This is a genomic window from Anaeromyxobacter sp. SG17, from assembly GCF_022690695.1.
GTDB classification, from domain to species: Bacteria; Myxococcota; Myxococcia; order Myxococcales; family Anaeromyxobacteraceae; genus Anaeromyxobacter; species Anaeromyxobacter soli.
Map to the genome: position 1 here is coordinate 1 of NZ_JALCYX010000021.1, position 26183 is coordinate 26183.

17 protein-coding genes are annotated in these 26183 nt (G+C 73.2%); 8 read left to right on the plus strand and 9 right to left on the minus strand.

Annotated features, from left to right (window positions below; translation table 11 throughout):
- The 3 genes from MNY60_RS10320 to MNY60_RS10330 all read right to left on the minus strand — a co-directional run.
- On the minus strand, window positions 1-896 hold an 896-nt coding region (locus MNY60_RS10320), incomplete at its 3' end, for a TRAP transporter large permease subunit (RefSeq protein WP_242360581.1).
- Window positions 893-1525, minus strand: a complete 633-nt coding sequence (locus tag MNY60_RS10325) for a TRAP transporter small permease subunit (protein WP_242340669.1) — start codon at window positions 1523-1525, stop codon at window positions 893-895. The genes MNY60_RS10320 and MNY60_RS10325, both read right to left, overlap by 4 nt.
- Before the next feature lie 9 nt (window positions 1526-1534).
- Window positions 1535-2695 carry a TRAP transporter substrate-binding protein gene (locus MNY60_RS10330; protein ID WP_242340668.1) on the minus strand — a complete coding sequence of 387 codons (1161 nt, stop codon included), beginning with the start codon at window positions 2693-2695 and terminating at the stop codon, window positions 1535-1537.
- 389 nt (window positions 2696-3084) lie between these two features.
- Between MNY60_RS10330 and MNY60_RS10335 the strand changes: the two genes are divergently transcribed.
- On the plus strand, window positions 3085-9582 hold the full coding sequence (locus MNY60_RS10335; RefSeq protein WP_242352838.1) for a hypothetical protein: 6498 nt from the start codon (window positions 3085-3087) through the stop codon (window positions 9580-9582).
- Window positions 9583-9756: 174 nt separating this feature from the next.
- Here MNY60_RS10335 and MNY60_RS10340 read toward each other — a convergent pair whose 3' ends face one another.
- On the minus strand, window positions 9757-10971 hold the full coding sequence (locus tag MNY60_RS10340) for an HNH endonuclease (RefSeq protein WP_242360582.1): 1215 nt from the start codon (window positions 10969-10971) through the stop codon (window positions 9757-9759).
- A 517-nt stretch (window positions 10972-11488) separates the two neighbouring features.
- On the opposite strand from MNY60_RS10340, the gene MNY60_RS10345 reads away from it, so the two are divergent.
- Window positions 11489-12172, plus strand: coding sequence for a PrsW family glutamic-type intramembrane protease (locus MNY60_RS10345; protein WP_242334799.1), 684 nt, complete (start codon window positions 11489-11491; stop codon window positions 12170-12172).
- Between the two features lie 21 nt (window positions 12173-12193).
- Here the strand turns inward: MNY60_RS10345 and MNY60_RS10350 are convergent, their stop codons facing one another.
- Window positions 12194-13318, minus strand: coding sequence for a triacylglycerol lipase (locus tag MNY60_RS10350; RefSeq protein ID WP_242334802.1), 1125 nt, complete (start codon window positions 13316-13318; stop codon window positions 12194-12196).
- 239 nt (window positions 13319-13557) lie between these two features.
- Window positions 13558-13869, minus strand: coding sequence for a GNAT family N-acetyltransferase (locus tag MNY60_RS10355; protein ID WP_242334805.1), 312 nt, complete (start codon window positions 13867-13869; stop codon window positions 13558-13560).
- A 321-nt stretch (window positions 13870-14190) separates the two neighbouring features.
- Here MNY60_RS10355 and MNY60_RS10360 point away from each other — a divergent pair, with 321 nt between their 5' ends.
- From MNY60_RS10360 to tdh, 3 genes are all read left to right on the plus strand, one after another.
- On the plus strand, window positions 14191-16062 hold the full coding sequence (locus MNY60_RS10360; RefSeq protein ID WP_242334808.1) for an ATP-binding protein: 1872 nt from the start codon (window positions 14191-14193) through the stop codon (window positions 16060-16062).
- Window positions 16063-16194: 132 nt separating this feature from the next.
- Window positions 16195-17391 (plus strand): glycine C-acetyltransferase, encoded by a 1197-nt coding sequence (locus tag MNY60_RS10365; protein ID WP_242334811.1) that lies wholly within the window; start codon window positions 16195-16197, stop codon window positions 17389-17391.
- Window positions 17392-17410: 19 nt separating this feature from the next.
- Entirely contained in the window at window positions 17411-18442 is a 1032-nt protein-coding gene (gene tdh, locus MNY60_RS10370; protein WP_242360583.1) for an L-threonine 3-dehydrogenase, read from the plus strand.
- 67 nt (window positions 18443-18509) lie between these two features.
- Here the strand turns inward: tdh and MNY60_RS10375 are convergent, their stop codons facing one another.
- Both MNY60_RS10375 and MNY60_RS10380 read right to left on the minus strand, forming a co-directional pair.
- Window positions 18510-18908, minus strand: coding sequence for a tautomerase family protein (locus tag MNY60_RS10375; protein WP_242360584.1), 399 nt, complete (start codon window positions 18906-18908; stop codon window positions 18510-18512).
- Window positions 18909-19006: 98 nt separating this feature from the next.
- The gene (locus MNY60_RS10380; RefSeq protein ID WP_242360585.1) at window positions 19007-20197 is read right to left on the minus strand and encodes an acyl-CoA dehydrogenase family protein; all 1191 of its coding nucleotides are present in this window, start codon (window positions 20195-20197) and stop codon (window positions 19007-19009) included.
- A 149-nt stretch (window positions 20198-20346) separates the two neighbouring features.
- Between MNY60_RS10380 and MNY60_RS24240 the strand changes: the two genes are divergently transcribed.
- Window positions 20347-21465: a sensor histidine kinase KdpD gene (locus MNY60_RS24240; protein WP_242360586.1), complete on the plus strand. Its 1119-nt coding sequence runs from the start codon at window positions 20347-20349 to the stop codon at window positions 21463-21465.
- A gap of 67 nt (window positions 21466-21532) precedes the next feature.
- Here the strand turns inward: MNY60_RS24240 and MNY60_RS10390 are convergent, their stop codons facing one another.
- A complete protein-coding gene (locus MNY60_RS10390) occupies window positions 21533-22075 on the minus strand; it encodes a hypothetical protein (protein WP_242334825.1) in 543 nt (180 codons plus the stop codon).
- Window positions 22076-22218: 143 nt separating this feature from the next.
- On the opposite strand from MNY60_RS10390, the gene MNY60_RS10395 reads away from it, so the two are divergent.
- Window positions 22219-22824, plus strand: a complete 606-nt coding sequence (locus tag MNY60_RS10395; protein WP_242334828.1) for a tetratricopeptide repeat protein — start codon at window positions 22219-22221, stop codon at window positions 22822-22824.
- A 60-nt stretch (window positions 22825-22884) separates the two neighbouring features.
- Window positions 22885-26112, plus strand: coding sequence for a C45 family autoproteolytic acyltransferase/hydolase (locus MNY60_RS10400; protein ID WP_242360587.1), 3228 nt, complete (start codon window positions 22885-22887; stop codon window positions 26110-26112).
- The last annotated feature ends 71 nt before the right edge of the window (window positions 26113-26183 follow it).

Below are 26183 nucleotides of genomic sequence, written 5' to 3' on the forward strand. Positions count from 1 at the left end.
GGCAGCGCGGAGACGGCGAGCTGGCCGGCGACCCAGCGCCGCCGCGGGCCGCCGGGCGCGGGGCGCACGAGCGCGGCGACGAGGCCGGGCAGCGCGCGCCGGTGCTCGCCCCCCGCGATCGCGCGCGCGCTCGCCGTGAGCGGCACGCTCCGCTCGGACTCGGGCGGCATGGGCGCGAGGGAAGGCTTGAGCTTCGCCATCACGACGACGTACGCGATGTAGAGCCCCGCGAGCATGAGGCCGGGGAAGAATGCGCCGGCGTAGAGCTGCACCACCGACACCCCCGCCGTGGCTCCATAGAGGATGAGCATCACCGACGGCGGGATGAGGATGCCGAGGCAGCCGCCGGCCGTGATCGCCCCCGCGGAGAGCTTGATGTCGTAGCCGGAGCGGAGCATCGCGGGGAACGCGAGCAGGCCCATGAGCGTGACCACCGCGCCGACGATCCCGGTGGCGGTGGCGAAGAGCGCGCAGGTGGCGAGCGTCGCGACGGCGAGCGAGCCGGGGATGAACGACATCGCGAGGTGCAGGCTCTTGAAGAGCTTCTCGATGAGGTTCGCCCGCTCGACCATGTAGCCCATGAAGACGAAGAGCGGCACCGCGATGAGGACGTCGTTCGTCATCGTCGCGTAGGTGCGCTGGACCATGAGGTCGAGCGTCTGCTGGACCGCGAGGTCGGGGTTCGTCCAGCGGTAGGCGAGCCACGCGAAGAGGACGCCCATCCCCATGAGCGTGAAGGCGGTGGGGAAGCCCAGCATGATGGCGACCACCACGAGCGAGAGCATGAGCAGCCCGAGGTGGCCCTGCGTCCACTGCGACGGCGGCGGCATCACCACGACCGTCGCGAGGACGAGGAGCCCCATGAGCGTGAGGCCGAAGACGAGCTCCTTCCTCACGGGCGCACCTCCTCGTGCTCCTTGCGGGCCACCACCTCGTCGAGCGCGGCGAGGTCCTCGTCCTTCACGTGGACCATCTCCTTCAGCTTCTCGACGTCCACCTCCTCTACGTCCTCCTGGCGCTGCGGCCACGCCCCGTCCCGGAGCGCGACGACGCAGCGGGCGATCTCGACGAGGCCCTGAAGCAGGAGGAGCGCCCCCGCGACCGGGATGAAGGCCTTGAACGGATAGAGGGGCGGGCCGTCGACCGTGATGGTCGAGTGCTCGCGGATGAGCCAGGACTCCCGCGCGTAGTCCCAGCCCGCCCACACCATCGCGACCGCGCCCGGCAGGAAGAACGCGAGGTAGAGGACGAGGTCGATGGTCGCCTGCAGGCGCACGGGGAAGAAGCCGTAGAGCACGTCGCCCCGCACGTGGCCCCGCTTCGCCAGGGTGTACGCGCCCGCCATCATGAAGAGGACGCCGTACCCCATGATCTGCGCGTCGAACGCCCAGGCGTGCGGAGCGTCGAGGAGCTTCCGCGAGAGCACCTCCCAGGTGATGAGCCCCGTGAGCGCGACGATGAGCCAGGCGAAGAGCTGGCCGACCCGGGTGGAGAGCTTGTCGACCGTGAGGAGGAGCCGCTGCATGAGGGCGCCCTAGCCCTTCTTCGCGGCCTGCTTGCCGAAGAAGTGGTTGTAGGCCATGCGGAAGTCGACGTTGGTGTCGGCCTGCCAGCGGGCGGCGCGCTGCGCGAACTTGCGCTGCGACTCGAGCACCTTCTTGAACATCGGGTTCTCGGCGGCGCGCTTGTCCATCACCTCGTTCCAGATCTCGAGCTGCCGCTTCAGGACCGCGTCGGGCGTCTTGTAGAACTTCACGGCCTGCTTCTGCTGCATCTCCAGGTAGTCCGCGGAGTAGCGGTCGATCGCCTTCCACGACATGTCCGCCGAGGCGGCCTGGACGGCGTAGGAGACGATGTTGCGGAGGTCCTGCGGGAGCGCCTTGTACTTGGCGCCGTTGAACAGGACCTCGAACTGCTCCGAGCACTGATGGAAGCTCTGGAGCATGCAGATCTTGGAGACGTCGGGGAACCCGAGCGCCCGGTCCGACGAGGCGTTGTTGAACTCGGCCGCGTCGAGCAGGCCACGGTCCATCGCGGGCACGATCTCGGCGCCGGGCAGCGCGTTCACCGCCGCGCCCAGCCCGGTGAAGATGTCGATGGAGAGGCCGACCGTCCGGAACTTCAGCCCCTTCATGTCGTCGACCTTGGCGACCGGCTTCTTGAACCAGCCGAGCGGCTGCGTGGGCATCGGCCCGTACAGCATGGAGACGACGTCGAGGTTCAGGGACTTGTAGACCTCCTCCATGAGGTCCTTGCCGCCGCCGTAGTAGTGCCAGGCGAGCAGCATGTTCGGATCCATCCCGAACGCCGGGCCCGAGCCCCACAGCGCGAGGGCGGTGTTCTTCCCGTACCAGTAGGCGACGACGCCGTGGCCGCCGTCGAGCGTGCCCTTCCCGACGGCGTCGAGCAGGTCGAACGCCTTCACCACGGCGCCCGCGGGCAGCACCTCGATCTTGAGGCGGCCTCCCGACATCTCGTTCACCTTCTTCGCGAAGTCGAGGGCGTACTCGTGGAAGATGTCCTTCGTCGGCCACGTGCTCTGGAACCGCAGCGTGGTCGGAGCCTGCGCGACGTGGATGGTCGGGCCGGCCGCGACCGCCGCTCCGGCCGCGCCGAGCGCCGCCCTCCGGAGGAAGTCACGCCGCGTACGCTGCACCTTCGCCTCGGGCGCCGAGCCCTTCGCGTTCTTCTTCATGCCTGCGCTCCTTCTGCCGTGAGCCGGGGTAGGTGGGCTGCTGCAGAGGACTTCGTTGGAAGCGCGTCGAGCGGGCGGCAAGGCATCGGCGGGGCGTGCTGAACGGATTCCGTGCCGCGGCGCGGCCGGCTCCGGATGTGACGGCGAGCGCACATCCACGGCTTGCCGACGACACGGTGCGTCAGGTCATCGACACCACCGGGCGCCCCGACCTAGGCCCGAGCGGAAGAACCTCGGCGCGTCCATCGTTGAGCGGGAGTGCGGGCGTTCGCGGGTTCCGGAGGCCCTCAGCCGGAGCGCGCGGCGCGCGGCGTTTTGCCGCGCAAACGGTGGGGCCGACGCCCTGGCGTCCGCCCCCGCGAAGGAGTGGCGTGATAGCTTCCGGCCGCATGCTCCGCACCCGCTTCCACGCCCGGGCGATCGCAGCCGCGCTGCTCTTCTCGGCGGCGTGCGGCACCACCGAGGTCGCCTCACCTCCCTCCCCCACCACGCCCGGAACGCCGACGAGCGAGGGCACCGGCGGCTCGGTGGGCACGGTCGGGGGCAGCGTGACCGCGCGGGGCGGCGGCCTCGTCGTGGCGGTCCCGGCGGGCGCGATCGGGTCCCCGCTCGACATCACCATCACCGAGATCACGAACCACGCGCCGCACGGCACGGGGACGGCCTACCGGCTCGGCCCCGAGGGCACGAAGTTCTCCGCCCCCGTGGCGCTCATCTTCAAGGTCGATCCCGACGTCTCGGTGTTCGACCTCGGCATCGCGACGCAGGACGCGTCGGGCTACTGGGTCAAGGTCCCCGGCGTCCGCCGCGACCCGGTCGCGCACACCCTCGTCGCCACCACCACGCACTTCAGCGACTGGGCGGTCGTCCCCGCCCCCTCGACGCGCGATCTCTCCGGCGTCTACAACATCACGTCCACCCGCGACGGCGTCACCGCCCACGGCATCTCGCAGCTCCACTTCGAGGACGGCAGCGCGAGCGCGAGCTACTACCTGCAGACCGGCCGGATCACCGCCGACTCGCCCATCACCATCCCGGGCGCCACCTGCAGCCCGACGACCGCGACGCAGGACGTCGGGCCGAACATCACGGAGATCCTCTCGAGCCCCGCGAGCTTCCGCTGGGGCGCGAGCGCCGTCTGGGACACCGCGTGCACGACGGGCACCGGCAGCCAGGTGCCGGGCTTCTCGTACGTCGTCTTCGACAGCTTCGGGATCAACTATCTCCAGTGCGGGCGGTCGTACCTCGAGACGCCCCTCATCCAGACCGACGAGGTGCGCGGGCGGTACCGCATCGACTGCGGCAGCCAGGGCACCATCGACGCCGACTGGCACTTCCAGCGCTGCTACGCCGGGGAGACCTGCCAGACCGCGAACCCCTGCAAGACCGCCGCGATCAGCTGCGACGCGGGCCTCCCCCAGTGCATCGAGAACGGCAACGTCACGAACGGCACGGTCTGCGACGTCAATCCGACCGCGCCTTACGAGGTCTGCGGCGACGGCGTCTGCAACGTCTGCCGGCTCGACTCGGCCTGCACGCCGACCAACCCGTGCCACGTGGGCCGGATCACCTGTGACACGGGTTTCGAGGTCTGCACGGACACCCTGGCGCTCGTCGCGAACGGCACGACGTGCGACGTGAATCCGTCCGCCCCGGAGGTCTGCTACCAGGGCTCCTGCGTCGCCTGCACCGCGGGCGTGGTCTGCGCGACGAACCCGAACAAGTGCGTCGCCGGCACGACCTCCTGCGCCACCGGCCAGGAGGTCTGCGTCGACACGACGACCGCGATCGCCAACGGGACGACCTGCGGGACGAACCAGGTCTGCTTCAACTCCACGTGCGTGGCCTGCACGGCCGGCACGGCCTGCGCGACGAACCCCAACAAGTGCGTCGCCGGCACGACCTCCTGCGCCACCGGCCAGGAGGTCTGCGTCGACACGGCGACCGCGATCGCCAACGGGACGACCTGCGGGACGAACCAGGTCTGCTACAACTCCGCGTGCGTCGCCTGCACGGCCGGCACGGCCTGCGCGACGAACCCCAACAAGTGCGTCGCCGGCACGACCTCCTGCGCCACGGGCCAGGAGGTCTGCGTCGACACCACCACGACCATCGCGAACGGCACGACCTGCGGCACGGATCAGGTCTGCTTCAGCGGCACGTGCACCGCCTGCGCGGCGGGCGGCGCCTGCACGACGAACCCGAACCCCTGCGTCACCGGCGCGTTCTCCTGCGCCACCGGGCAGCAGACCTGCGAGAACACGGCGACGAGCATCGCCGCGGGCACGACCTGCGGCACGAACCAGGTGTGCAACGGCAGCGGCACCTGCATCGCCTGCACGGCGAGCCTGGCCTGCTCGACCAACGCGAACCCCTGCGTCGCTGGCACGACCTCGTGCTCGACGGGCGCGCAGACCTGCGAGAACACCGCCACGAACCTGGCGAACGGCACCGCCTGCGGCACGAACCAGGTCTGCAACGGGGGGACGTGCACCGCCTGCACCGCGGGCACCGCCTGCTCGGATAACCCGAACAAGTGCGTCGCGGGCGTGACCGACTGCTCGACCGGAACCCGCGCCTGCATCGACACGACGACGATCATCGCGAACGGCACGACCTGCGACGTGAACCCGAGCGTCCCGGAGGTCTGCTTCAACGGGACGTGCAGCGCCTGCACCGCGGGCCTCGCCTGCACGGCGAACCCGGGCGCGGCGTGCCTCACGGGCGTGACGTCCTGCTCGACCGGCACCGAAACCTGCGTCGACTCGACGCCCAAGACGAACGGGACGATCTGCGGCACGGATCTCGTCTGCAACGGGGGCACCTGCGTCGCCTGCGCCGCCGGCGGCGCGTGCTCGACGAACCCGGACGTGGCCTGCCACGACGGCGTCTTCTCGTGCAGCACGGGCACGCAGGCCTGCGTCGACGGCGCGGCCAAGGCGAACGGCACGACCTGCGGCACGAACCTGGTCTGCAACGGCGGGGCGTGCTCCGCCTGCACCGCCGGCACCGCCTGCGTCGGGAACCCGGATCCCGCCTGCCACGACGGCGTCACCTCCTGCGCCACCGGCGCCTCGGCGTGCGTCGACGGAGCGGCGAAGGCGAACGGCACCTCCTGCGGCACGAACCTCGTGTGCAGCGCCGGCGTGTGCTCGGCCTGCACGGCAAGCCTCGCCTGCACCACCAACCCGGACCCGGCCTGCCACGACGGCGTCACCTCGTGCGCCACCGGCACCCAGACCTGCATCGACGGCGCCGCGAAGACGAACGGCACCACGTGCGGCTCGAACCTGGTCTGCAACGGCGGGGCGTGCAGCGCCTGCACGGCCAACGCCGCCTGCAACTACAACCCGAGCTCCGCGTGCCTCACGGGCATCACCTCCTGCTCGACGGGGAGCGAGACCTGCCTCGACTCGACGGCCAAGCCCAACGGGACGAGCTGCGGCACGAACCAGGTGTGCAACGGCGGCGTGTGCGCCTCCTGCACGGCGGGCCTCTCCTGCAGCACGAACCCGACGCCGTGCATCCTCGGCGTGACCTCCTGCGCGACGGGCGTGCAGACGTGCGACGACACCGCTCCGGCCCAGCCCGCCCCGAACGGCACCACCTGCGACGTGAACACGAGCGTGCCCGAGGTCTGCCTGAACGGAACGTGCAACGCCTGCACGGCCGGCAGCGCCTGCTCGACGAACTCGAACCCCTGCGTCACCGGCGTCACCTCGTGTGCGACGGGCCAGCAGACCTGTGAGAACACCACCACGCCGATCGCGAACGGCACGACCTGCGGGACGAACCAGGTCTGCAACGCCGGCGCCTGCACCGCCTGCACCGCCGGCACCGCCTGCACCTCGAACCCCGGCGCCGCGTGCCTCACGGGCGTCACCTCCTGCTCGACGGGGACCTCGACCTGCGTCGACTCGACGCCGAAGACGGACGGCACGAGCTGCGGGACGAACATGGTCTGCTCGGGCGGCGTGTGCGGCACCTGCACCGCGGGCCTCGACTGCACGACGAACCCGAGCCCGTGCCTCGGTGGGACGACCTCCTGCTCGACCGGCACGCAGGCCTGCCTGGACGATCCGACGAAGCCGAAGGCGAACGGCCTCGTCTGCGGCGCGAACCAGGTCTGCAGCGGCGGCGTGTGCTCCGCGTGCACCGCGGGGCTCTCCTGCTCCGGGAACCCGAACGCCTGCCTCGCCGGCACGACCTCCTGCTCCACCGGGACGTCCACCTGCGTGGACTCGACGACGGTCCTCGCGAACGGGACGAGCTGCGGCACGAACCTCTTCTGCAGCGCGGGCGTCTGCTCGCCCTGCACCGCGGGCGTCGCCTGCACGACGAACCCGGACCCGTGCCTCACCGGCACGACCTCGTGCTCCACGGGGACGTCCACCTGCGTGAACACGGCCACCGCCGAGCCGAACGGCACGCTCTGCGGCACGAACCTCGTCTGCAACGGCGGCGCCTGCACCGCGTGCACGGCGAACCAAACCTGCGCGACGAACCCCAACAGGTGCCGGGCCGGCACGACCTCCTGCACCACCGGCACCGAGGCCTGCGTCGACAGCGCGACCGTCCTCGCGAACGGGACGACCTGCGGCGTGAACGAGGTGTGCAACGGCGGCGTCTGCTCGACCTGCACGGCGAACCTGCCCTGCGGCACGAACCCGAACCCGTGCGTCGACGGCACGACCTCCTGCTCGACCGGCACCCAGAGCTGCGTGGACACCGCGACGCCGAAGTCGAACGGGACGACCTGCGGCACGAACCTCGTCTGCAACGGCGGCGTGTGCAGCTCGTGCGTCGCCGGCACCGACTGCACGCCCGCGGGCGCCTGCGTCGTGTCGCAGACCTCCTGCTCGACCGGCACCCAGACCTGCGTCGCGACCCCCACGCAGCTCGCGAACGGCACGACCTGCGGCACGAACCAGGTCTGCAGCGGCGGCACCTGCACCGCGTGCACCGCCGGGGCGGCCTGCTCGACCAACACGAACTCGTGCGTCGCGGGCACGACGTCGTGCTCGACCGGCAGCCAGACCTGCGAGAACAGCACGACGAACCTCGCGAACGGCACGAGCTGCGGCACGAACCAGGTCTGCAACGCGGGCGCCTGCGTGGCCTGCGCCGCTGGCGGCGCGTGCTCCACGAACCCGAACCCCTGCGTCGACGGCACCGAGTCCTGCGCGACGGGGGCCCTGACCTGCGCCGACACGAGCACCGTGAAGGCGAACGGCACCTCCTGCGGCACCGACAAGGTGTGCAGCGCAGGGAGCTGCGTGGCGTGCGTCGCGGGCGCCGCGTGCACCACCAACTCGAACGTCTGCGTCGCCGGCGTCACCTCGTGCGCGACGGGCAGCCAGACCTGCGAGAACGGCACGGTCGCGACGAACGAGGGCGCCGCCTGCGGGACGGATCTCGTCTGCAAGGCGGGAGCGTGCCTCCGCGTCGTCACCGGCACGCGGCTCGTGACGCGCTGGACCACCGGCGCCGGCTGCTCGGTCGCCTCCCCGTGCCAGACCACGACGGTCGCGCCCGACGTGGTCTCGCTCACCGCGCAGGTCGAGGCCATCGGGCCGGACGGCACCCGCTACCCCGGCTCGTTCTCGCCGTCGGGCTCGTTCTCCATCTCGGGCGTGCCCCCCGGCGCCTACACCCTCGCGTTCACGGACGGCGCCGGCGTCACGCACTTCTACGAGACGTCGGCCACCTCCTTCGACCTCGGCTACGACGTGCTCGGCCGCGAGGCCACCGCCGCGAGCGCCCCGACCCCCGTGACCCTCACCGTGTCCGGTCTCTCCGGCTGGATCGACAGCGACGAGGTGCAGCTCGCCGCGCCCGACGTCGACGTCTGGGACGCGCCGATCTCCGGCACGGAGCTCGTCGCCGGCGAGGTCGGCGGGAGCGTCGTGGAGGACTGGTCTTCGAGCTCGATCGGGCGAGCCCTGAACCTCGTCGGCGCGACGGACGCCGTGTGGGTGCACCAGCTCGCGACGTCCACGGTGACGAGCGGGATCCGCGCGTTCGCCTACCAGGCCATGACCCGCTACGGCGCGACGACCTTCGGCGCCGACCTGACGAACGGCGTCGCCGCGAGCCTCACCGCGCCGCTCGGCACGACCACGCAGACGGGGACGCTCACGATCGACTGGCGCACGAGCCAGTTCGAGGCGCTGCTCGCGTCCATGGGCCCGGGCGCCCAGCCTGCCGCGAACCCGCACGCGCTCCTGGTCCGCACGCACCCCTACGCCCTCGCGAGCCCCGCCCCGGTCGCCGCCGGCGGCGTGCTCGAGCTGTTCCGCCTCGTCCAGCCCGCCGCCACCGCCGACGTGGATCTCACGGCGCTCACGCCGCCCATCGTCTACGGCCGGTACCTGGACCCGGCGCTCTGGTCGGAGTCGCGGGTGGCCTCGTTCACGGCGCGCGTGAGCTACACCGCCCCCGGCGCGGCCACCTCGCTCGACGCGCTCGCGACGGTGTCCCGGCGCGAGCCCATGCTGCCCGCGCCTCCCTCGCCCATCGTCCCCGCGGTCGGCCCCGTCCAGGCGCCGCTCGTGAACGGGCTCGACGCGCTCGGCACCCTCGGCGCCGTCGGCGCGACGCCGACGATCGGGTGGTCCGCCCCGCTGGTGGGCACGCCCTCGAGCTACGGCGTCACGCTCCGTGAGCTCTACGCGAGCGGTACTGCGAGCGCCACGCGCGTCGTCGCGACGTGGGCCGTCGCCGGTCGCTCGATCACGCTCCCGGCCGGCCTCCTCGTCGCGAACCGGACGTACTACGTCGAGATCACCGCCTTCGCGCGCACCGCCGAGCAGTTCGACACCGCGCCCAACCGCTCCTCCAACGTGGGGAGCGACGCGACGACGCTGACCTCGACGTTCTCGCCGTAAACGGCCGATCAAGCTTCGCGAACAGGCGAGCGAACGGGTGAGCATCACCGGCGGAAGTGGGGCGTAGGGGTTCGGAGGCCGGGAGCACGCGAGCGGCGAGCGTCGCTCTCGCCGCGCGGGCATGCGAACCGGACCTCCGGTTTGATGTTCGGCTAACTCCGGGCCGCCGTAGCGTCACGACGCCCACATCCCCAGCTGCATGACGGGACGCAGAGGCGCCACGTCGGTGCGCGAGAGCGATGTCGGCCCGTCGCCCGCATCGCGGCGAAAGCGGTCCATGTGTTCGCGCCCAAAGGTTTTCTCAGCGTGAAGCAGGTTGTGAGCTCGGCAGGCGAGCCGGAGGTTGTCGATCGTCGACAGTCCCCCGAGGGCGGCGGGTTGGATGTGGTCGAGCTCGAGCCTCCAGCGGCTGTTGCAGCGACAGCCGTCCGGGCCGACCCACGCGCAGCGCCCGCCATCGCGCGTCCACACCGCGCGGCGCACTATCGCCGGGATCGTGGTCCTCGCAGCCGGCGGCTTCGCCGCGGTCTTCTTCGTCGCGGCGGCATTCGTCGTCCCGGCCTGCTTCGCTTCCTTCGTCTTCCGCTCCGGCGCGACAGCGCCTTTGCGCTTGCCGTGCTTTTCGATCGCGCAGCGGATCGCCTCGTGGAGCACCGCCGCGAGGTCGCCGTCCGGGACCTTGTGCGACAGAAGCGACCGGAGCGTCTCGAGGTCCTCCTTGCAGGCGCGGTCGAGGGTGACCCGGAGCGACCAGTGGCTCTCCGAGACGGCGAGCGTCTCGGCCTTGCGCTTCGGCTGTGCGACGGGGGGCGGTGGCGCCGGCAGCGCGCCGGCCGCGGGTCCCGGTTCGAGGGTCGGCTTCGCGGTGCCGGGCTCGGTCGCCGTCTCGGCCTGCCCTGCATCGGAAGCCGGGAGCTGCAGCGCTGCGCTTCCCGCGGCGGGCGCGCGCTCGGCCAGCTTGCGGAGGCCAGCGCGCGGAGCGGTTCGCGCCTGGATGGAGACGACGAGCTGCTCGACCTCGGCGCGCGTCCGGAAGGCGGCGCGAGCGAGGAGGTCGTCCACGTTCTCCTCGGTGAGCACCTGGCCGAGAAGCGCCACCGTGGATAGGCACAAGCGCCCATCGCGCAGCGGAGCCTCGAGGCTCGGGAAGCGGCGCAAGACCCGCATGGCCTGGATGCGCCGGCCGGCGGCGCCTTCCCGCAGGTGGAGCGCCTCCAGGCAATAGGCCCAGAGGGACGCATGGCCGACCTCGACGAAGGCGCGGCGCCGATCAAACTCGTCGAGGTGCAGGAGAAAGTCGACCTGGACGTTCCGTTCCTCTCCGGCGAGCTCGCGCAGGCGCAGGGCGAGGGCGTTCGATTCGAGAGCAGCGGGGGCGAGCGCGGACATGGGGTGACCTCCAGTACACCCTTCGTAACACGCGATTTCCGGAGCTCCGGAGACGCTCCAGGCTCGCGCCTGCGCGGCGTTCTCCGCTGCGCCCTCGTCGGAGCCTCAAACCGATCGGCGCGCGCTTCCCGCGCGAGGTACGTGCGCGAGAGCGACCCTCCCGCGCCTACTCATATGCCGAGCGCGATCGAGGCGAGAAGGCGTCAATGGGAATGTTTCACCCACCGCAACTGGGACGCCGCCCTGAGCGCGAGCGACGCTGCGAAGTTCCGGTGGACTATCGCTGGCGATAGTTGTGACTCTACGTGAACTGCGCGGCGACTCACGCGACGTCCCGGTCCGTGCGCCGGCGCGATCTCCGGAACATGGCCGAAACGCGTGAGTCGCGGCACCGAAGGGGGATCGCGAATCACGGACTGTCGTTTACGCGCGATGCGACCGCCGGCCGCGTGCCCCTCCGGGCCGGCGTCCGCACGGGGGCTCGCACGGACGTCCGCCCCGCTCCCACCTTGGCTCCATGCCGTGGGAGCTCCTCCTCGCCGTCGCGTGCCTCTCGTCGGGACTCGCCTGGGCCTCGCTGGCGGCGCGCCGGGCGGGGGAGATCCGGGGTCTGGCACTTCACTCCCTGTTCGGCGGCGCCGCGGCGTTCGGCTTCGCCGTGATCGCCTACGACCTCCTGGACGGGGCGGGCGTGCGGCTCGAGTGGGAGCGGCTCTCCCACGCCGGGCTCGCCTCCGCCGCGCCCCTCGCGGGGGTCATCGGCCTCGTGGAGGAGGGCGCGAAGCTCGCGGGGCTGCTGCTCGTCGTGGAGCGCGGCTGGCGAACGCGGAGCGTGATGGGCGCCGCGGTCGGCGTCTCGGCCGGGTTCGCGGCGCTCGAGGCGCTCACCACGCTCCAGGGCTGGGACTCGCCGGTCGCGCTCGCGAGGGTGGCGCTCGGCCCGGCCGCGCACGCGCTGCTCGCGCTCCCCCTCGCCCTCGGCGTCGCTGCGTTCGCGCGCGACGCGCGCCGCGCCTGGGGCTCCCTCGCGGGCGGGCTCGCCCTGTCCGCGGCGCTGCACGCGGCGGGAGACCTCAGCCTCGCGTCCGACGCGGGGAAGCTCGGCTACGGCGCGGCGCTCCTCGCGGCGCCGCTGTGGCTCTACCTCCGCGCGCGCCTCCCGCCGCGCGCCGCCCAGGCGCCGGTGCCGGTCGCGCGCTGAACGACGAAGCGGGGGCTGCGCTCACTGCCCGGCGGCCACGTAGGCCGCGACCTCTCGCCAGACGTGCTCGAACTGCGGCCGGTCGAACCCGCTGCCGCTCGTGAGCCAGTCGAAGTGCGGCGGCACGCGCGTCGGGTGGTGGAAGTGGCCGATGACGTCGAGGTGATCGGCCCAGGCCGCGTGGATGACGTCGCCTCGGACCTGGCTCAGGGTCGGGACCATCCCGTCGTTCGCGCGCGCGTCGGTGCGCCACCCGTACGCGCGGCGCAGGACGGCGGCCTGGGCGCGGGTGAGCCGCGGCTGGTGGGCGGCGGGCGTGCGGGAGGCGACGCGGTAGAGCGCCACGTACACCGCGTGCGTCGTCTGGGCGTACGGATCGAGGCCCGCGCCGAGGGCGGAGCGGATCCCCGGCGGCCGCGCCCGGGTCACCACGCAGCCGTAGCGCACCCCCGGGCGGTCGTGCGTCGCCGCGTTGAACACGTCCATCGCGCCGGGGGTGATCTGGCCCACCAGGTCCTGATCCTTGCCGAGGCTCGCGAAGAACGACTCGATCTCCTCGCGGCGATCGCGCGAGAAGTCCGCGAGGAGATCCTTCAGGAGCTGGTCGACGAGGCTGCCCGGCGCCGCGTCGCGACGCCGGAGGATCCGGGCGACGCGCAGCCCGAGGCCGATGGGGAGCCGGCCCGCCCGGATCACGTAGATGGTCAGGACGGAGAGGAGCCGCAGCAGCTGCTGGCCGAGGAGGCTGTTGAAGAGGTGCGCGACCGGCGTGCCGTGGTGCGGGGCCGACACGGTCACGACGGTGCGGATCGCGCGCGCGCAGCGCTCGACGTCGACGGGCGACGGGAGCGACACGTCGGGCGTGACGACGAGGCGCGCGTCGAGGCCGCCGCTCGAGTGGCCGATCACGCTGACGCTGCCGCCCTTCTCGTCGAGGAGCTCGTCGATGGACTCGACGAGCCGGGCCGCCCGGACCCGCAGGGAGGCGGTGGGGATCGTCCTCACCACCCGGACCTCGCCGCGGACCCCGAGGGCGGGCCCGATCTCGGACAGGTACTCGCGGACGTGGCCGAAGTAGGCGAAGTCGCCGAGGCTCGCGAACCCGAAGAAGCCCGGGACCAGCATGAGGTGATGCGGCCCGTTCACCGGGGAAATCTAGCCCCCGCGCGGCCGCCTCCGGACTCCCAGGCGTGGTGCGGCGCGAGCGCACGGGACGAAGCCCCGATCGAGCCGGGCCCGTCACGCACAGACACACCGGACCCACGCGAGCGGCTCCAGCTGCACGCGCTCCGCTCCAGGAGGCCTCGAGCTCGTCTCGCGCGACCGACTTCACGTGACTCGGCGCGCGGCTCGACGAGCCTCTCGCGGGCGGAGGTCCGCGAGAGTCAGACGAGCACGTCGCGCAGCGAGGCGTCGCGATCGAAGACGGCGCGCGCGTACGGGCAGATCGGCACGAAGCGCGTCCCGCTCGCGCGCGCCCAGCTCACGGCCGCGTCCACGAGCTTCCGGGCCACCCCCTGCCCCCGCAGCGCGTCGTTCACCTCGGTGTGCTCGATCACGGCGCGATCTCCGCCCTCGCGCGCGTACGAGAGCTCCGCCATGCGCCGCCCGCCCTGCTCGACGTAGAACGCGCCGCGGCCGCCCTGCTCCTCGTGCCGCACGTCGAGCCCGCCCGCCTCGAGGTTCTCCTCGCTCATGCAGGTGGAGCGTAAGGAGCGATCCGGACGGATGCACGCCGGGAAACGGGGACACGGGCGAGCGGCCCGCGGGCACGAGCTCCCCCGCCCACGAGGCCCCGCGGCGCGCCGCTCTCCGTGGCGGGATCTCACGCCGCCGACGTGACCAATCACCGCGGCAGGACCGCCTCGACCCGCGAGCCGCGATGCCACGCGCGATGCCTGGAGCCGCCACGTCTCATGATCAGCGCACGCCCCAGATTCGCGGGACGGCACGGAATGTGACGGGGACCCACCCCCCGGGTATCATCCGCCCTACACCTGGAGCGGAGGTGTTCCGACGTGCGCAGCGATGGGGGCACCGCAGCGGACGGACTCGTGGACGCGCTCTTCGAGCAGGCCGGGGTCGGCCTGTGCCTCGTGAGCGCCGCGGGCAAGGTGGTCCGCACCAACCCGGAGTGGCTCCGCGTCACCGGCCACCTCGCCGACGAGGCGATCGGGCGCGAGGTGGCGGAGCTCCTCCCCTGGGACCGCGCGCTCACGCGGGCGCTGTGCGAGCCGCTCGCCGCGGGCGAGCGGCGGGAGCTGCCGCGCCGCCCGCGCATCGTGAACGGCCGCGAGGCGTGGTGGGAGGGGCGCGTCACCGCGGTCCCGCTCGAGGGCGGTACCGGCCGGCTCCTCGCGCTGCGCGACGTCACCGCCGAGGCGGCGCCGGGACCCGGCCGCGACGGCGCCCGCTACCGTCGCCTCTTCGACGAGCTGCGCGAGCACGTCCTCATCTACACGGTGGTGCGGGACGGGGCGGGCCGCGTCCTCGACTGGGTGCTCTCGGACGCGAACCGCGAGGCGCTCCGGCTCCTCGGCGCGCCGCTCCAGGAGGTCACCGGCCGGCGCGCGAGCGAACTCTTCGGCGCGGACGTGATCGCGGACGTCCTCGAGGCCTCGCGGGAGGTCATGACGAGCGGCCGCGGCAGCTCGTTCGAGCGCCGCTTCGCGTGGGACGGGCGCCACTACCTCACCTCGCTCTTCCCGCTCGACCACTGGCACCTCGTCCAGGCCGGCGTCGACACCACGGAGCGCGTCGCCGCCGAGGAGGCGCTCCGCGCGGAGGACCGGCGCAAGAGCGAGTTCATCGCGATGCTCTCCCACGAGCTGCGCAACCCGCTCGCGCCGGTGCGCACCGCGCTCGCCGTCCTCGATCGCGCCGTGCCGGGAGGCCCGGAGGCCACCCGCGCGCGCGAGGTCATCCGCCGGCAGAGCGATCACCTCTCGAGGCTCGTGGACGATCTCCTCGACGTGACGCGCGTCGCGCACGGGAAGATCCAGCTCCGGCGCGAGCGCGTCGACCTCGCGGCGCTCGCGCGCCAGACCGCGGCCGATCACGCGGACCTGCTCGCCGCGCACGGCGTCGCGCTCCGGATCGACGGCGGCCACGCGCCGCTCCACGTGGACGGCGATCCGACCCGCCTCGCCCAGGCGATCGGGAACCTGCTCGCGAACGCGGAGAAGTTCACTCACGGCGGCGGCAGCGTGACGGTGGCGCTGCGGCGCGAGGCCGACCGGGCGCTCCTCTCGATCTCCGACGACGGCGAGGGCATCGACCCGGCGCTCCTGCCGCGCCTGTTCGTCCCGTTCGTGCAGGCGGACGGCGGGCTCGACCGCGCGCGCGGCGGGCTCGGGCTCGGGCTCTACCTCGTGCGATCACTCGTCGAGCTGCACGGCGGATCGGTCGAGGTCACGAGCGCCGGCGCGGGGCGCGGGGCGCAGTTCACCCTGGCGCTGCCGCTCGCGGCCGAGGACGCCCCCAGGGCGGAGCCTCGGCGCGACCCGCTCGCGCTCGGCCGGCCACGGCGCGTGCTCGTCATCGAGGACAACGCCGACGCGGCCGAGATGCTGCGCGACCTGCTCTCGGGCGCGGCCCACGAGGTCGCGGTCGCGCCGGATGGGCGGGCCGGCATCGCGCTGGCTCGCGCGACCCGGCCGGATCTCGTCCTGTGCGACATCGGCCTGCCGCTCGTGGACGGCTACGAGGTGGCCCGCGCGCTGCGCGGGGATCCGGAGCTCGCCACGACGCTCCTCGTCGCCCTCTCCGGCTACGCGCTGCCGGACGACGTCGAGAAGGCGGCGCGGGCCGGGTTCGACCGCCACCTCGCGAAGCCCGTCTCGCTCGAGGATCTCGGCGCGGTCCTCGCCGCCTCCGCGCGCGGCGCCTGAGGAGCCCCGCCCGACGGCGCGGCGGGCTCCTCCCGCCCGGCCGCCCGGCCGCTCCAGGCGGGTCGCGCGCGAGGAGAGGCGTCCCACCCGGAAATCGGTTAAACCGGGGGCCCGAACCGTTCGAGGGTCCCCATGAACGTCGCCTTCACCGAGCACCTCCGCGCCCAGCTCCGCCAGCTCGAGGCCGACGGCCTCCTCAAGCGCGAGCGGGTCATCACCACGCCGCAGGGCGCCTGGGTCGAGGCGGACGGCCGGCGCGTCGTGAACCTCTGCGCCAACAACTACCTCGGCCTCGCCGGCCGGCCCGAGCTCGTGAAGGCCGCCCAGGAGGCGCTGCCGCGCCACGGCTTCGGCCTCTCCTCCGTCCGCTTCATCTGCGGCACGCAGGACGTGCACAAGGAGCTCGAGGGGCGCATCGCCCGGTTCCTCGGCTTCGAGGACGCCATCCTGTTCTCGTCGTGCTTCGACGCGAACGGCGGCGTGTTCGAGGCGCTGCTCGGCGAGGAGGACGCGGTCGTCTCGGACGCGCTCAACCACGCCTCCATCATCGACGGCATCCGCCTGTGCAAGGCCCGCCGCTACCGCTACGCGAACGGCGACATGGCGGATCTCGAGGCGAAGCTCGCCGAGGCCGAGGCCGGGGGCGCGCGCTTCAAGCTCGTCGTGACCGACGGCGTGTTCTCGATGGACGGATACCTCGCGAAGCTGCCGGCGATCTGCGAGGCCGCCGAGCGGCACGGCGCGCTCGTCATGGTCGACGACAGCCACGCGGTGGGGTTCATCGGCGAGAAGGGGCGCGGCACGCCCGAGCACTTCGGCGTGATGGGCCGGGTGGACCTCGTCACCGGCACGCTCGGCAAGGCGCTCGGCGGCGCGTCGGGCGGGTACGTGGCCGGCACGCGCGAGGTGGTGGAGTGGCTCCGCCAGAAGGCGCGGCCGTACCTCTTCTCGAACACGCTCGCGCCGGTGATCGCGGCGGTGAGCCTCGAGGTGCTCGACCTCGTGGAGCGGAGCGACGATCTCCGCCGCCGGCTCCGCGAGAACGCCGCGTACTTCCGCGCCGAGCTGACGAGGCTCGGCTTCGAGCTCCTCCCGGGCGAGCACCCGATCATCCCGGTGATGCTGCACGAGGCGCCGCTGGCGCAGGAGTTCGCGCGCCGCCTGCTCGACGAGGGGGTCTACGCGATCGGCTTCTTCTTCCCGGTCGTCCCGAAGGGCCAGGCGCGCATCCGCACGCAGATGAGCGCCGCGCACTCGCGGGACGACCTCGACTTCGCCGTCCGCGCGTTCGCGAAGGTCGGTCGCGCGCTCGGCGTCATCCGCGGCTGAGGGCAAGGGGTAGACATCGATGAAGGCGCTGGTGAAGTCGAAGCGGGCCGAGGGCATCTGGATGGTGCAGGACGCGCCCGTGCCGGAGGTGGGCGTCCACGACGTGCGCATCCGCGTCCGCAAGAGCGCGATCTGCGGGACCGACGTCCACATCTACAACTGGGACGAGTGGAGCCAGCGCACGGTCCCGGTGCCGATGATCGTCGGACACGAGTACGTGGGCGTGGTGGACGCGGTGGGCGCCGAGATCGAGGCGTTCAAGCCGGGCGACCGCGTCTCCGGCGAGGGGCACGTCACCTGCGGGTTCTGCCGGAACTGCCGCGCCGGCCGGCGCCACCTCTGCCGGCACACCGTCGGCGTCGGCGTGAACCGGCCCGGCTCGTTCGCCGAGTACGTGGTGATCCCGGCGAGCAACGTCTACCGGATCCCGGACGACATCCCGGACGAGGTGGCCGCGATCTTCGATCCCTACGGCAACGCCACCCACACCGCGCTCTCGTTCGACCTCGTGGGCGAGGACGTGCTCGTCACGGGCGCCGGCCCCATCGGCGTGATGGCGGTCGCGATCGCGCGCCACGTCGGCGCCCGCCACGTCGTCGTCACCGACGTGAACGACTACCGGCTCGAGCTCGCGCGGAAGATGGGCGCGACGCGGGCGGTGAACGTCGCGCGCGAGGAGCTGCGCGGCGTGATGAAGGACCTCGGGATGAAGGAGGGGTTCGACGTCGGGCTCGAGATGAGCGGCAACGGGCGCGCGTTCCGGCAGATGCTCGAGGTGATGAACCACGGCGCCCGGCTCGCGCTCCTCGGGATCATGCCCGGGGAGGAGGCCATCGACTGGAGCCAGGTCGTCTTCAAGGGGCTCGTGCTGAAGGGCATCTACGGCCGGGAGATGTTCGAGACCTGGTACAAGATGGTCGCGATGCTGCAGAGCGGGCTCGACATCTCGCCCGTCGTCACGCACCGCTTCCCCATCGACGAGTTCCAGCGCGGCTTCGACGTGATGCGGAGCGGGCAGTCCGGCAAGGTCGTGCTCGACTGGGCCGGGTGAGGGCGCGACCGGCTCCGGGGCTTCACTCCTCGGAGCCGGCGACCACCGCCTCGAACGTCAGCGGGCGCTAGCCCGCCAGGGGATCCTCGCCCTCCGTCCACGACGGCAGGACGCGGTCCTCGAGCTGGAAGTTCTCGCCGTCGTGCTCGGTGTACACGACGTAGACGCTGCGCTTCGGCACGCGCCAGATCCGCTCGAGCTCGTCCATGATCGCGAGGGCGAGCCGCCGCTTCTGGTCGGCGGTCCGCCCGCGCCGGATGTCCGCGTCGAGGAAGGCGATGCCCCTCTCCGGCTGCTCCGCGCGCCCGAACACGAGGTCGTCCCGGCCGTAGGAGCGGAGGGTGAGGCCGATGTGATCGGTGCCGGTGTCCATGATCCTCGCGAAGTGGCCGACGACGGCCTCCGCGAAGCGCCGCTTCTCCTCGGCGGTGGGGGCGAAGTTCAGGTCGAAGGAGAGGTGGGGCATCGGCGCGCTCCGGGTCGAGGGGGACCGCGACCGTTGGGTAACGGGCAGCGGGCGCGGGGCGACGGCCCAGGTGGGAGCGGGGGGTCCCGGTATGCGAGCTAGGTGAACGCGTCGATCCCCGTGGCCGCCCTCCCCAGCGCCAGCGTGTGAACGTCGTGGGTCCCCTCGTACGTGTAGACCGACTCCAGGTTGGCCATGTGCCGCATGGGCGGGTGGTCGTCGACGATGCCGGCGGCGCCCAGGATCTCCCGGCAGGTCCGCGCCGCGTCGCGCGCCATCCGCACGTTCGCGCGCTTCGCCATCGAGATCTGCGCCGCGGTCGCGCCGCCCTGACCCTCGAGCTCGCCGAGCCGGAGCGCGAGGAGCTGGCCCTTCACGATCCCCTCCCACACGTCCACGAGCTTCTCCTGAACGAGCTGGAACGACGCGATCGGCCGCCCGAACTGGATCCGCTCGCGCGCATAGGCGCGCGCCGACTCGAAGCAGGCGATCGCCGCGCCCACCGCGCCCCAGGCGATCCCGTAGCGCGCCTTCGACAGGCACGAGAGCGGGGCCCGGAGCCCGAGCCCCTCGGTCCCCGGGAGCACGCTCTCGGCGGGGACGCGCACGCCGTCGAGGTGCAGCTCCGAGGTGATCGACGCGCGGAGCGAGAGCTTGCCCTCGACGTTTCTGGCGGTGAACCCGGGCGTGCCCGTCTCCACGAGGAAGCCGCGGATGGCGCGGGCGTCGTCGCCGTCCACCTTGGCCCAGACGAGCGCGACGTCGGCGAGGCTCCCGTTCGTGATCCACGCCTTCGCGCCGTCGAGGACGTAGGCGTCGCCGTCGCGCACGGCGCGCGTCCGGAGCCCGCCCGGATCGGAGCCGAAGTCCGGCTCGGTCAGCCCGAAGCAGCCGACGATCTCGCCCCGGGCCATGGCCGGGAGGAACCGGGCGCGCTGCGCCTCGGAGCCGTACGCGTGGATGGGATACATGCAGAGCGCCCCCTGCACCGAGGCGAAGCTGCGGAGCGCCGAGTCGCCGCGCTCGAGCTCCTGCATCGCCGCGCCGTAGGCGATCGCCGAGGCGCCCGCGCAGCCGTAGCCCTGGAGCGTCATCCCGAAGATCCCGAGCGCGCCCATCTCGGGGACGAGCTCGAGGGGGAAGGTCCCGGCGCGGAAGTGGCGCTGCACGACCGGCAGGAACCGCTCGTCCACGAACCGGCTCACCGCGCGGCGAACGAGCCGCTCCTCGTCCGACAGCCGGTCCTCTACCTGGAACAGATCGGCGGGGGCTGGTGTTTGGATCTTCATCCCGGCAGCTTGTCGGGGCGCCACCGCGCCGGTCAAGCGCGGTGTCCCGAACCTCGGGGACCTCCGGAGGCAGACGGCCGGGGCCGGGCCCGGATATCCTGTTCGTTCTCATGTGCGGACCCGACACCGCCGCGCCCCCGCCTGGCGCCGTGCCCACCCCCCTCCCCGACGCGCGCCGCGCGGCGCCGGAGCAGGTCCGCCGCGAGATCGAGGCCGCGCGCCGGAGCCCCGTGGTGACGGCCGTGCTCGAGGCCGCCGACGGGGCGATCTTGGTGCTCAACGCCCAGCGCCAGATCGTCGCGGCGAACCCCCGCGCGCACCTCGCGGGCGGGACCGGAGAGCTCTCGGGCCTGCGGATGGGCGAGGCGCTCGGGTGCGTGAACGCGCACGCCTCCGGGTACTGCGGCGCGTCGCCCGCGTGCCGGCAGTGCGGGGCGCTCGCCGCCATCCTGTGCTCCCAGCGCGAGGCGCGCTCGCTCGAGGCGGAGTGCCTGCTGCGCAGCGAGCTCCCCGGCCGCGCCGCCCTCGAGTTCAACGTCCGCGCGACGCCGCTCCCGGTGGACGGCCACGCCTTCACGGCGGTGTCCCTGCGCGACGTCTCCGCGGAGAAGCGGCGCGACGCCCTCGAGCAGCTCTTCCTGCACGACGTCCTCAACACCGTCGCCGGGCTCCGCGGCTGGGCCGCGCGGCTGCGGCGCGGCACCGTCCAGCCGGCGGCCGCCTTCGAGCGGATGGACCAGCTCACCGCCCAGCTCGAGCGCGAGATCCGCGACCACCGCGCCCTCCTGCTCGCCGAGCGCGGCCTGCTCACCCTCGAGCCCAGGCCGGTGCGCGCCGCGGACCTGCTCGCCGAGCTCGACGCGGTGTTCTCGTTCCACGCCGCGGCGCGCGAGCGGCGGCTCGCGATCGGGGCCACGCCCGGCGACCTCGTCGTGGAGACCGACGCCGCGCTCCTCCTCCGCGTGCTCGTGAACATGGTCGTGAACGGGCTCGAGGCGAGCCCGCCCGGCGGCGAGGTCGGGGTCTCGTGCAGCGCCGCGGGCGGCGAGGCGACGCTAGAGGTCCACAACGCGGGCGTCATCCCGCCCGAGGTGCGGGGGCGGATCTTCCAGCGCTCGTTCAGCACCAAGGCCGCGCGCGGCCGCGGCCTCGGGACCTACGGCATGAAGCTCCTCGGCGAGCAGGTCCTCGGTGGCGCGGTGTCGTTCCGCTCCGACCCGGAGCGCGGGACGGTGTTCGAGATCCGGCTGCCGCTCCGGCGGCGGTGAGCGAGCGAACCACCGCTGGCGATGGCTGCCACCCTGGGTGAACGCGGTCGGCCTCCCGGAAGACGCGCTACCTCGCCCCCGAGCGCCTCCCCTCCCCGCGCGCGTCGGCCGTGCCGCGCAGCGGAACCTCCGGCGCCCACGCGTCCGGCACGGCGATCTCGCTGCCCATCACCTCCATCCGCTGCCCGCCCACGCGCAGGCTCACCGCGCCGGCGAGGTTCCAGGCGAGCGCGAGCGTGAGCGCGTCTCCCTGCGCCCGCCCGGTGCCCGAGCCGAGCGTCGCGTCCACGCGCCCGCGCACGTCCTCCTCGTCGAGGTCGAGCGCGCAGCGCTGGCCCGGGGTGAAGGTGAGCTCGCCCTGCGCGCCCGCGCGGGCGGAGAGCTCGCAGGTCTTCCCGCGCGCGGAGAGCCGCACCCGGACCCGCCCCGCCGAGGCCGGGGCGACGACCGCCCGCGCGTCCTCGCGCACCTCGCGATCCAGCACGCCGCCGGCGTGCACGCGCACCGTGGCCGCGACGCGGTAGTCGCCCGCGGGCGGCGCGGCCGCCGCGACGGCGGGGAGGACCGCGCAGAGGGCGGCGACGAAGATCTCGAGGGACGTGCTCCGCATGTTCACCTCACCGTGTACCCTGGCCTCGCCCGCCGCCTCGCCTTCCCGCCGGGCGGGAGCGAACGACGTGAGTACCTGCCGGGTCGCTCCTGTGCGAGAATCGCACGTCCGGACCCGCCGGTCCGCAAAGAGGAGGAAGTCCGTTGAACAAGAACACCGTCATCGCGCTGCTCGTCGGCGTGCTCGCCGGCCTCATCATCGGCTACTCGGTCGGCTCGAGCATGGGGGGCGGCACCCCGCACGCACCGGTCGTCGCCGCGCCCGCCGGCGCGCCCGCGGGCGGGATGCCCGGCGCAATGGGAGGCGTGCCTGGCGCCCCGGGAGGCGTGAACGTCCAGCAGCGGATCGCCATGCTCCAGCAGGCCGTCGCGCAGGATCCCAGGAACGTCCAGGCCTGGACCCAGCTCGGGAACGACTACTTCGACACGAACCAGCCGCAGAAGGCGGTCGAGGCCTACGGCCACGCGCTCGAGGTGCAGCCGGGGAACGCGGACATCCTGACGGACCAGGGCGTCATGTACCGGGCCCTCGGCCAGTTCGACAAGGCGGTCGAGAACTTCAAGAAGGCGAACGAGGCGAACCCGCGCCACCTGCAGAGCCTCTTCAACCTGGGCATCGTCTACGCGTACGACCTCAAGCAGCCGAAGAAGGCGGTGGAGGCGTGGGAGAAGGTCGTCGCCACCGACCCGAGCAGCGGCCAGGCGATCCAGGCCCGCACCCAGCTCGAGCAGCTGAAGAACGCGAAGTAGCGTCCCGCACGGGCGCGCCGCGCGCTGGCGAGCTGGGCGGGCATCCGCGAGAATCGCGGCATGCCCGTCACTGCCCTGCTCGCCTCGGCCCTGGCCGCGGCGCCCGCGCTCCTCTCCCTCCAGGACCCCGGCTTCGAGGCGGGCGCGCCCGGCGCGCCGCCCCCGGCCTGGACCGTCCGCGCGACCGAGGGGGCGCGGGTGGCGGTCACCGACGCCGCGCGCGCCACGGGCGCCCGCGCGCTCGCGATCAACGCGCCGGCGTCGGGCGCGGAGGTCACGGTCGCCTCCGCGCCCGTGCGGCTCGAGGTCGGCAAGCTCTACCGCCTGTCGGCGTGGGTGCGGACGCGCGGCGTCCGCGCCGATCCCCTCGCCCGCTACCCCACCGCGCTCGGCGCGTGCGTGGCGATGGCGAGCACCCCGTTCACGAACTGCTCGCCGCAGGCGCCCTCGAGCGGCGAGGGGCGGCTCTCGCTCCTGTTCTTCGCGCTGGCGCCCGAGGATCGCGTCGCGCTGCACCTCGGCCGCAACGGGCGCGCCACCGGCGAGGCGGTGTTCGACGACGTGCGGCTCGAGCCGGTGGACGACGTCACCGAGTACGTCCCGCTCGAGACCGTGCGCTGGGAGGGCAAGGGGTTCCGCTACGACGACGGCGGCTGGATCTTCGTGCACGTCGAGGGCGAACCGTACGCCCGCGGCGCGCAGTACGGAGCGCTCGTCGCGGACGAGCTCGCGCGCTTCCTCGCGAAGGTCGCCGTCCAGCACGACAAGGCCGACCCGGAGCGCGGCTGGAACGACCTGCGCCGGCTCACCGACGCGCTCATGCTCCGCAAGTTCGACGCGGAGTACCTCGAGGAGATGAAGGGCATCGCCGACGGCGCGGCGAAGGCGGGGGCGCGCTGGAAGGGCCGCCCGCTCGACCTCCTCGACGTGGCCGCGCTCAACTCGGCGGTGGACCTCGGGCAGCTCGACGACGCGCTCCAGGTCTCGCGCACGCCGCTCAGCGGCCGGAGCTTCGTCAAGGCGGAGGACGAGACCGCCCAGGCGGAGGGAGACCGCTGCTCGTCGTTCGTCGCCACCCGGTCGGCCACGCGCAGCGGCCGCTTCGTCATGGGGCAGCTGTTCATGTGGAACGGCTACACCGGCGTGCACTGGGACGTGGTGCTCGACGTCGTGCCGGCGAAGGGCCACCGGCTCGTCATGCAGACCTTCCCGGGCGGCATCCACTCCGGGTCCGACTGGTACCTGAACGGCGCGGGGATGGTGATCGGCGAGACGACCGTGGGGCAGACGCCCTTCGAGCCGGCCGGGACCCCGCAGTCGAACCGGATCCGCAAGGCGGCGCAGTACGGCTCCTCGATCGACGAGGTCGCGGCGCTGCTGCGCGCCGGGAACAACGGGCTCTACTCGAACGACTGGACGATCGCCGACGCCAAGACGGACGAGGGCGCGTGCCTGCTCCTCGGCACGAAGGCGAGCCGCCTGTGGCGCACCGGCGCGCGCGGCCGCCGCGGCGACACGCCGGGCGGGCTCCGCGACTTCGTGTGGGCGAACAACAACGCGCGGGATCCCGCCGTGCGGCGGGAGCTCACCCTCGGTCCGGGCGACGCGCCGGTGGACGTGAACTTCCCCGCCTGGAACCGCGACATCGCCTTCCAGCAGTTCTACCGGGAGCACGGCCGGGGCGGGATCGACCTCGAGGCGGGCGTGAGGCTCTGGGCGTCCTCGCCGCTCAACCGCCCCCACGCCTGCGACGGCAAGCTCACCACCGCGGAGATGGCGGAGAAGCTCGTGTTCCTGGCCCATTACGGGAAGACGACCCTGCGCGAGAAGTGGGTGGGCGGGAGGTGGATCCCGGCCGACCTCCCCGACGCCATCCCGCACCTCACGCTCGGCTACACGACCTTCAGCCCCATCGTCGTGGCGGACGGCCTCGCCCGCGCCCGCGCGGCGCGGGAGGCCCGCCCGGCGTCCGGCGCGGCGGCCGCGCCCGGCGCGAAGCCGAAGCCGGACCTCGCCGGGATCGCCCCGGCGCTCGCCTACGATCCGAAGCTCCTCTGGAAGGACACGGTGTTCCCCGCGACGGACGCGGACGCCTGGTTCACGAGCGGCTCGGCCGCGTACCACGCGCTCCTGGCGAAGCTCCCCGAGGAGCCCGCCAAGGCGCTCGAGGCCCTCCGCGCCGGCCTCGATGACCTGTCCGCGCGCCTCGCCTGGCTCACGCTGCGCGAGGGCGCCGCCGCGCCGGCGCGGCTGTCGCCCGCCTACGATCGCTACGGCCCGTACCAGATCCCCCGCATCCGCGGGACCTTCGCGCTGCACCAGCTTCGGCTGCGCCTCGGGAACGCGGCGTTCGCGAAGGGCATGCGCGCGGTGCACGAGCGGTACGCGGGGAAGCCGATGCGCACCGAGGACTTCCTGCGGACGTTCTCCGCGGCGGCGGGCCAGGACGTCGCGCCGTTCGTGAGGCCGTGGCTCGAGCGCGCCGATCTCCCGGACCCCGTGCTCTCCGCGGTCGCCACGCGCGCGGGCGACCGCTTCCGGCTCGCCGTGGAGATCGCGCAGAGGACGAACCCCTGGCCGTTCGTCTCCACGCTCGCGATCCGGGGCGAGAAGACGATCCGCTACGAGCGGATCGAGGTCCCCGCCGCCGCGACGCGGACGTTCACGTTCGAGCTCTCGGAGCGCCCGCAGCGAGTGGCGCTCGGCGGCGACGCCGCCGTAGGGCGCGACGACGCGTTCGTGCTGCCGAACCTCCTCGACGACTTCCCGGGCGCGCTGTTCGTGTGGGGCTCCTCCCGCCAGGTCGAGGCCGGCCACTCGCTCGCGCTCGTCTGGCGCGACACCGTGGCGGACGCGTTCACCGAGGTCCTCCCCCCGCTGGCGGCGGACGCGGAGGTGTCCGACGCCGACCTCGCCGAGCACGACCTCGTGGTCCTCGGCGGCGCGGCCGACAACGCGCTCGTCGCGCGGCTCGCGCGCGAGGGCAAGCTGCCGTTCGAGGCCGGGCGCGGCTTCTTCCGGTGGGACGGGACGCTGCACGGGCGCGCCGACGAGGGGCTCGCGATCGCCCTGCGGAACCCGTGGAACCCGAGCCGCGGGCTCTACCTGTACCTCGCGAACTCGCGCCTCCAGCTCTGGCAGATGACCCACGCGTGGCAGCGCGGGCTGCCCGGCTGGACGTCGTGGCGCGGCCCCGAGGTGGTCGAGCGCGGTCACCTCGGCACCGAGCGGCTCGAGGTCGCCGTGAAGCTTCAGGACCCGGCCGCAGCGTCGGCCGCGGCGCGCTGACGCGCGCGCCACCCGGGGCGGGGGGAGCGCGCCCGCATCACGCGAGGTGCGGCGTCCCCACCGGACGCGAG

Coding starts and splice junctions, on each gene's coding strand:
- MNY60_RS10375 (WP_242360584.1), bottom strand. CDS start 18,908: ATGCCCCACCTCTCCTTCGACCTGAACTTCGCCCCCACCGCCGAGGAG.
- tdh (WP_242360583.1), top strand. CDS start 17,411: ATGAAGGCGCTGGTGAAGTCGAAGCGGGCCGAGGGCATCTGGATGGTG.
- MNY60_RS10390 (WP_242334825.1), bottom strand. CDS start 22,075: ATGCGGAGCACGTCCCTCGAGATCTTCGTCGCCGCCCTCTGCGCGGTC.
- MNY60_RS10365 (WP_242334811.1), top strand. CDS start 16,195: ATGAACGTCGCCTTCACCGAGCACCTCCGCGCCCAGCTCCGCCAGCTC.
- MNY60_RS10340 (WP_242360582.1), bottom strand. CDS start 10,971: ATGTCCGCGCTCGCCCCCGCTGCTCTCGAATCGAACGCCCTCGCCCTG.
- MNY60_RS10325 (WP_242340669.1), bottom strand. CDS start 1,525: ATGCAGCGGCTCCTCCTCACGGTCGACAAGCTCTCCACCCGGGTCGGC.
- MNY60_RS10400 (WP_242360587.1), top strand. CDS start 22,885: ATGCCCGTCACTGCCCTGCTCGCCTCGGCCCTGGCCGCGGCGCCCGCG.
- MNY60_RS10355 (WP_242334805.1), bottom strand. CDS start 13,869: ATGAGCGAGGAGAACCTCGAGGCGGGCGGGCTCGACGTGCGGCACGAG.
- MNY60_RS10335 (WP_242352838.1), top strand. CDS start 3,085: ATGCTCCGCACCCGCTTCCACGCCCGGGCGATCGCAGCCGCGCTGCTC.
- MNY60_RS10345 (WP_242334799.1), top strand. CDS start 11,489: ATGCCGTGGGAGCTCCTCCTCGCCGTCGCGTGCCTCTCGTCGGGACTC.
- MNY60_RS10380 (WP_242360585.1), bottom strand. CDS start 20,197: ATGAAGATCCAAACACCAGCCCCCGCCGATCTGTTCCAGGTAGAGGAC.
- MNY60_RS10330 (WP_242340668.1), bottom strand. CDS start 2,695: ATGAAGAAGAACGCGAAGGGCTCGGCGCCCGAGGCGAAGGTGCAGCGT.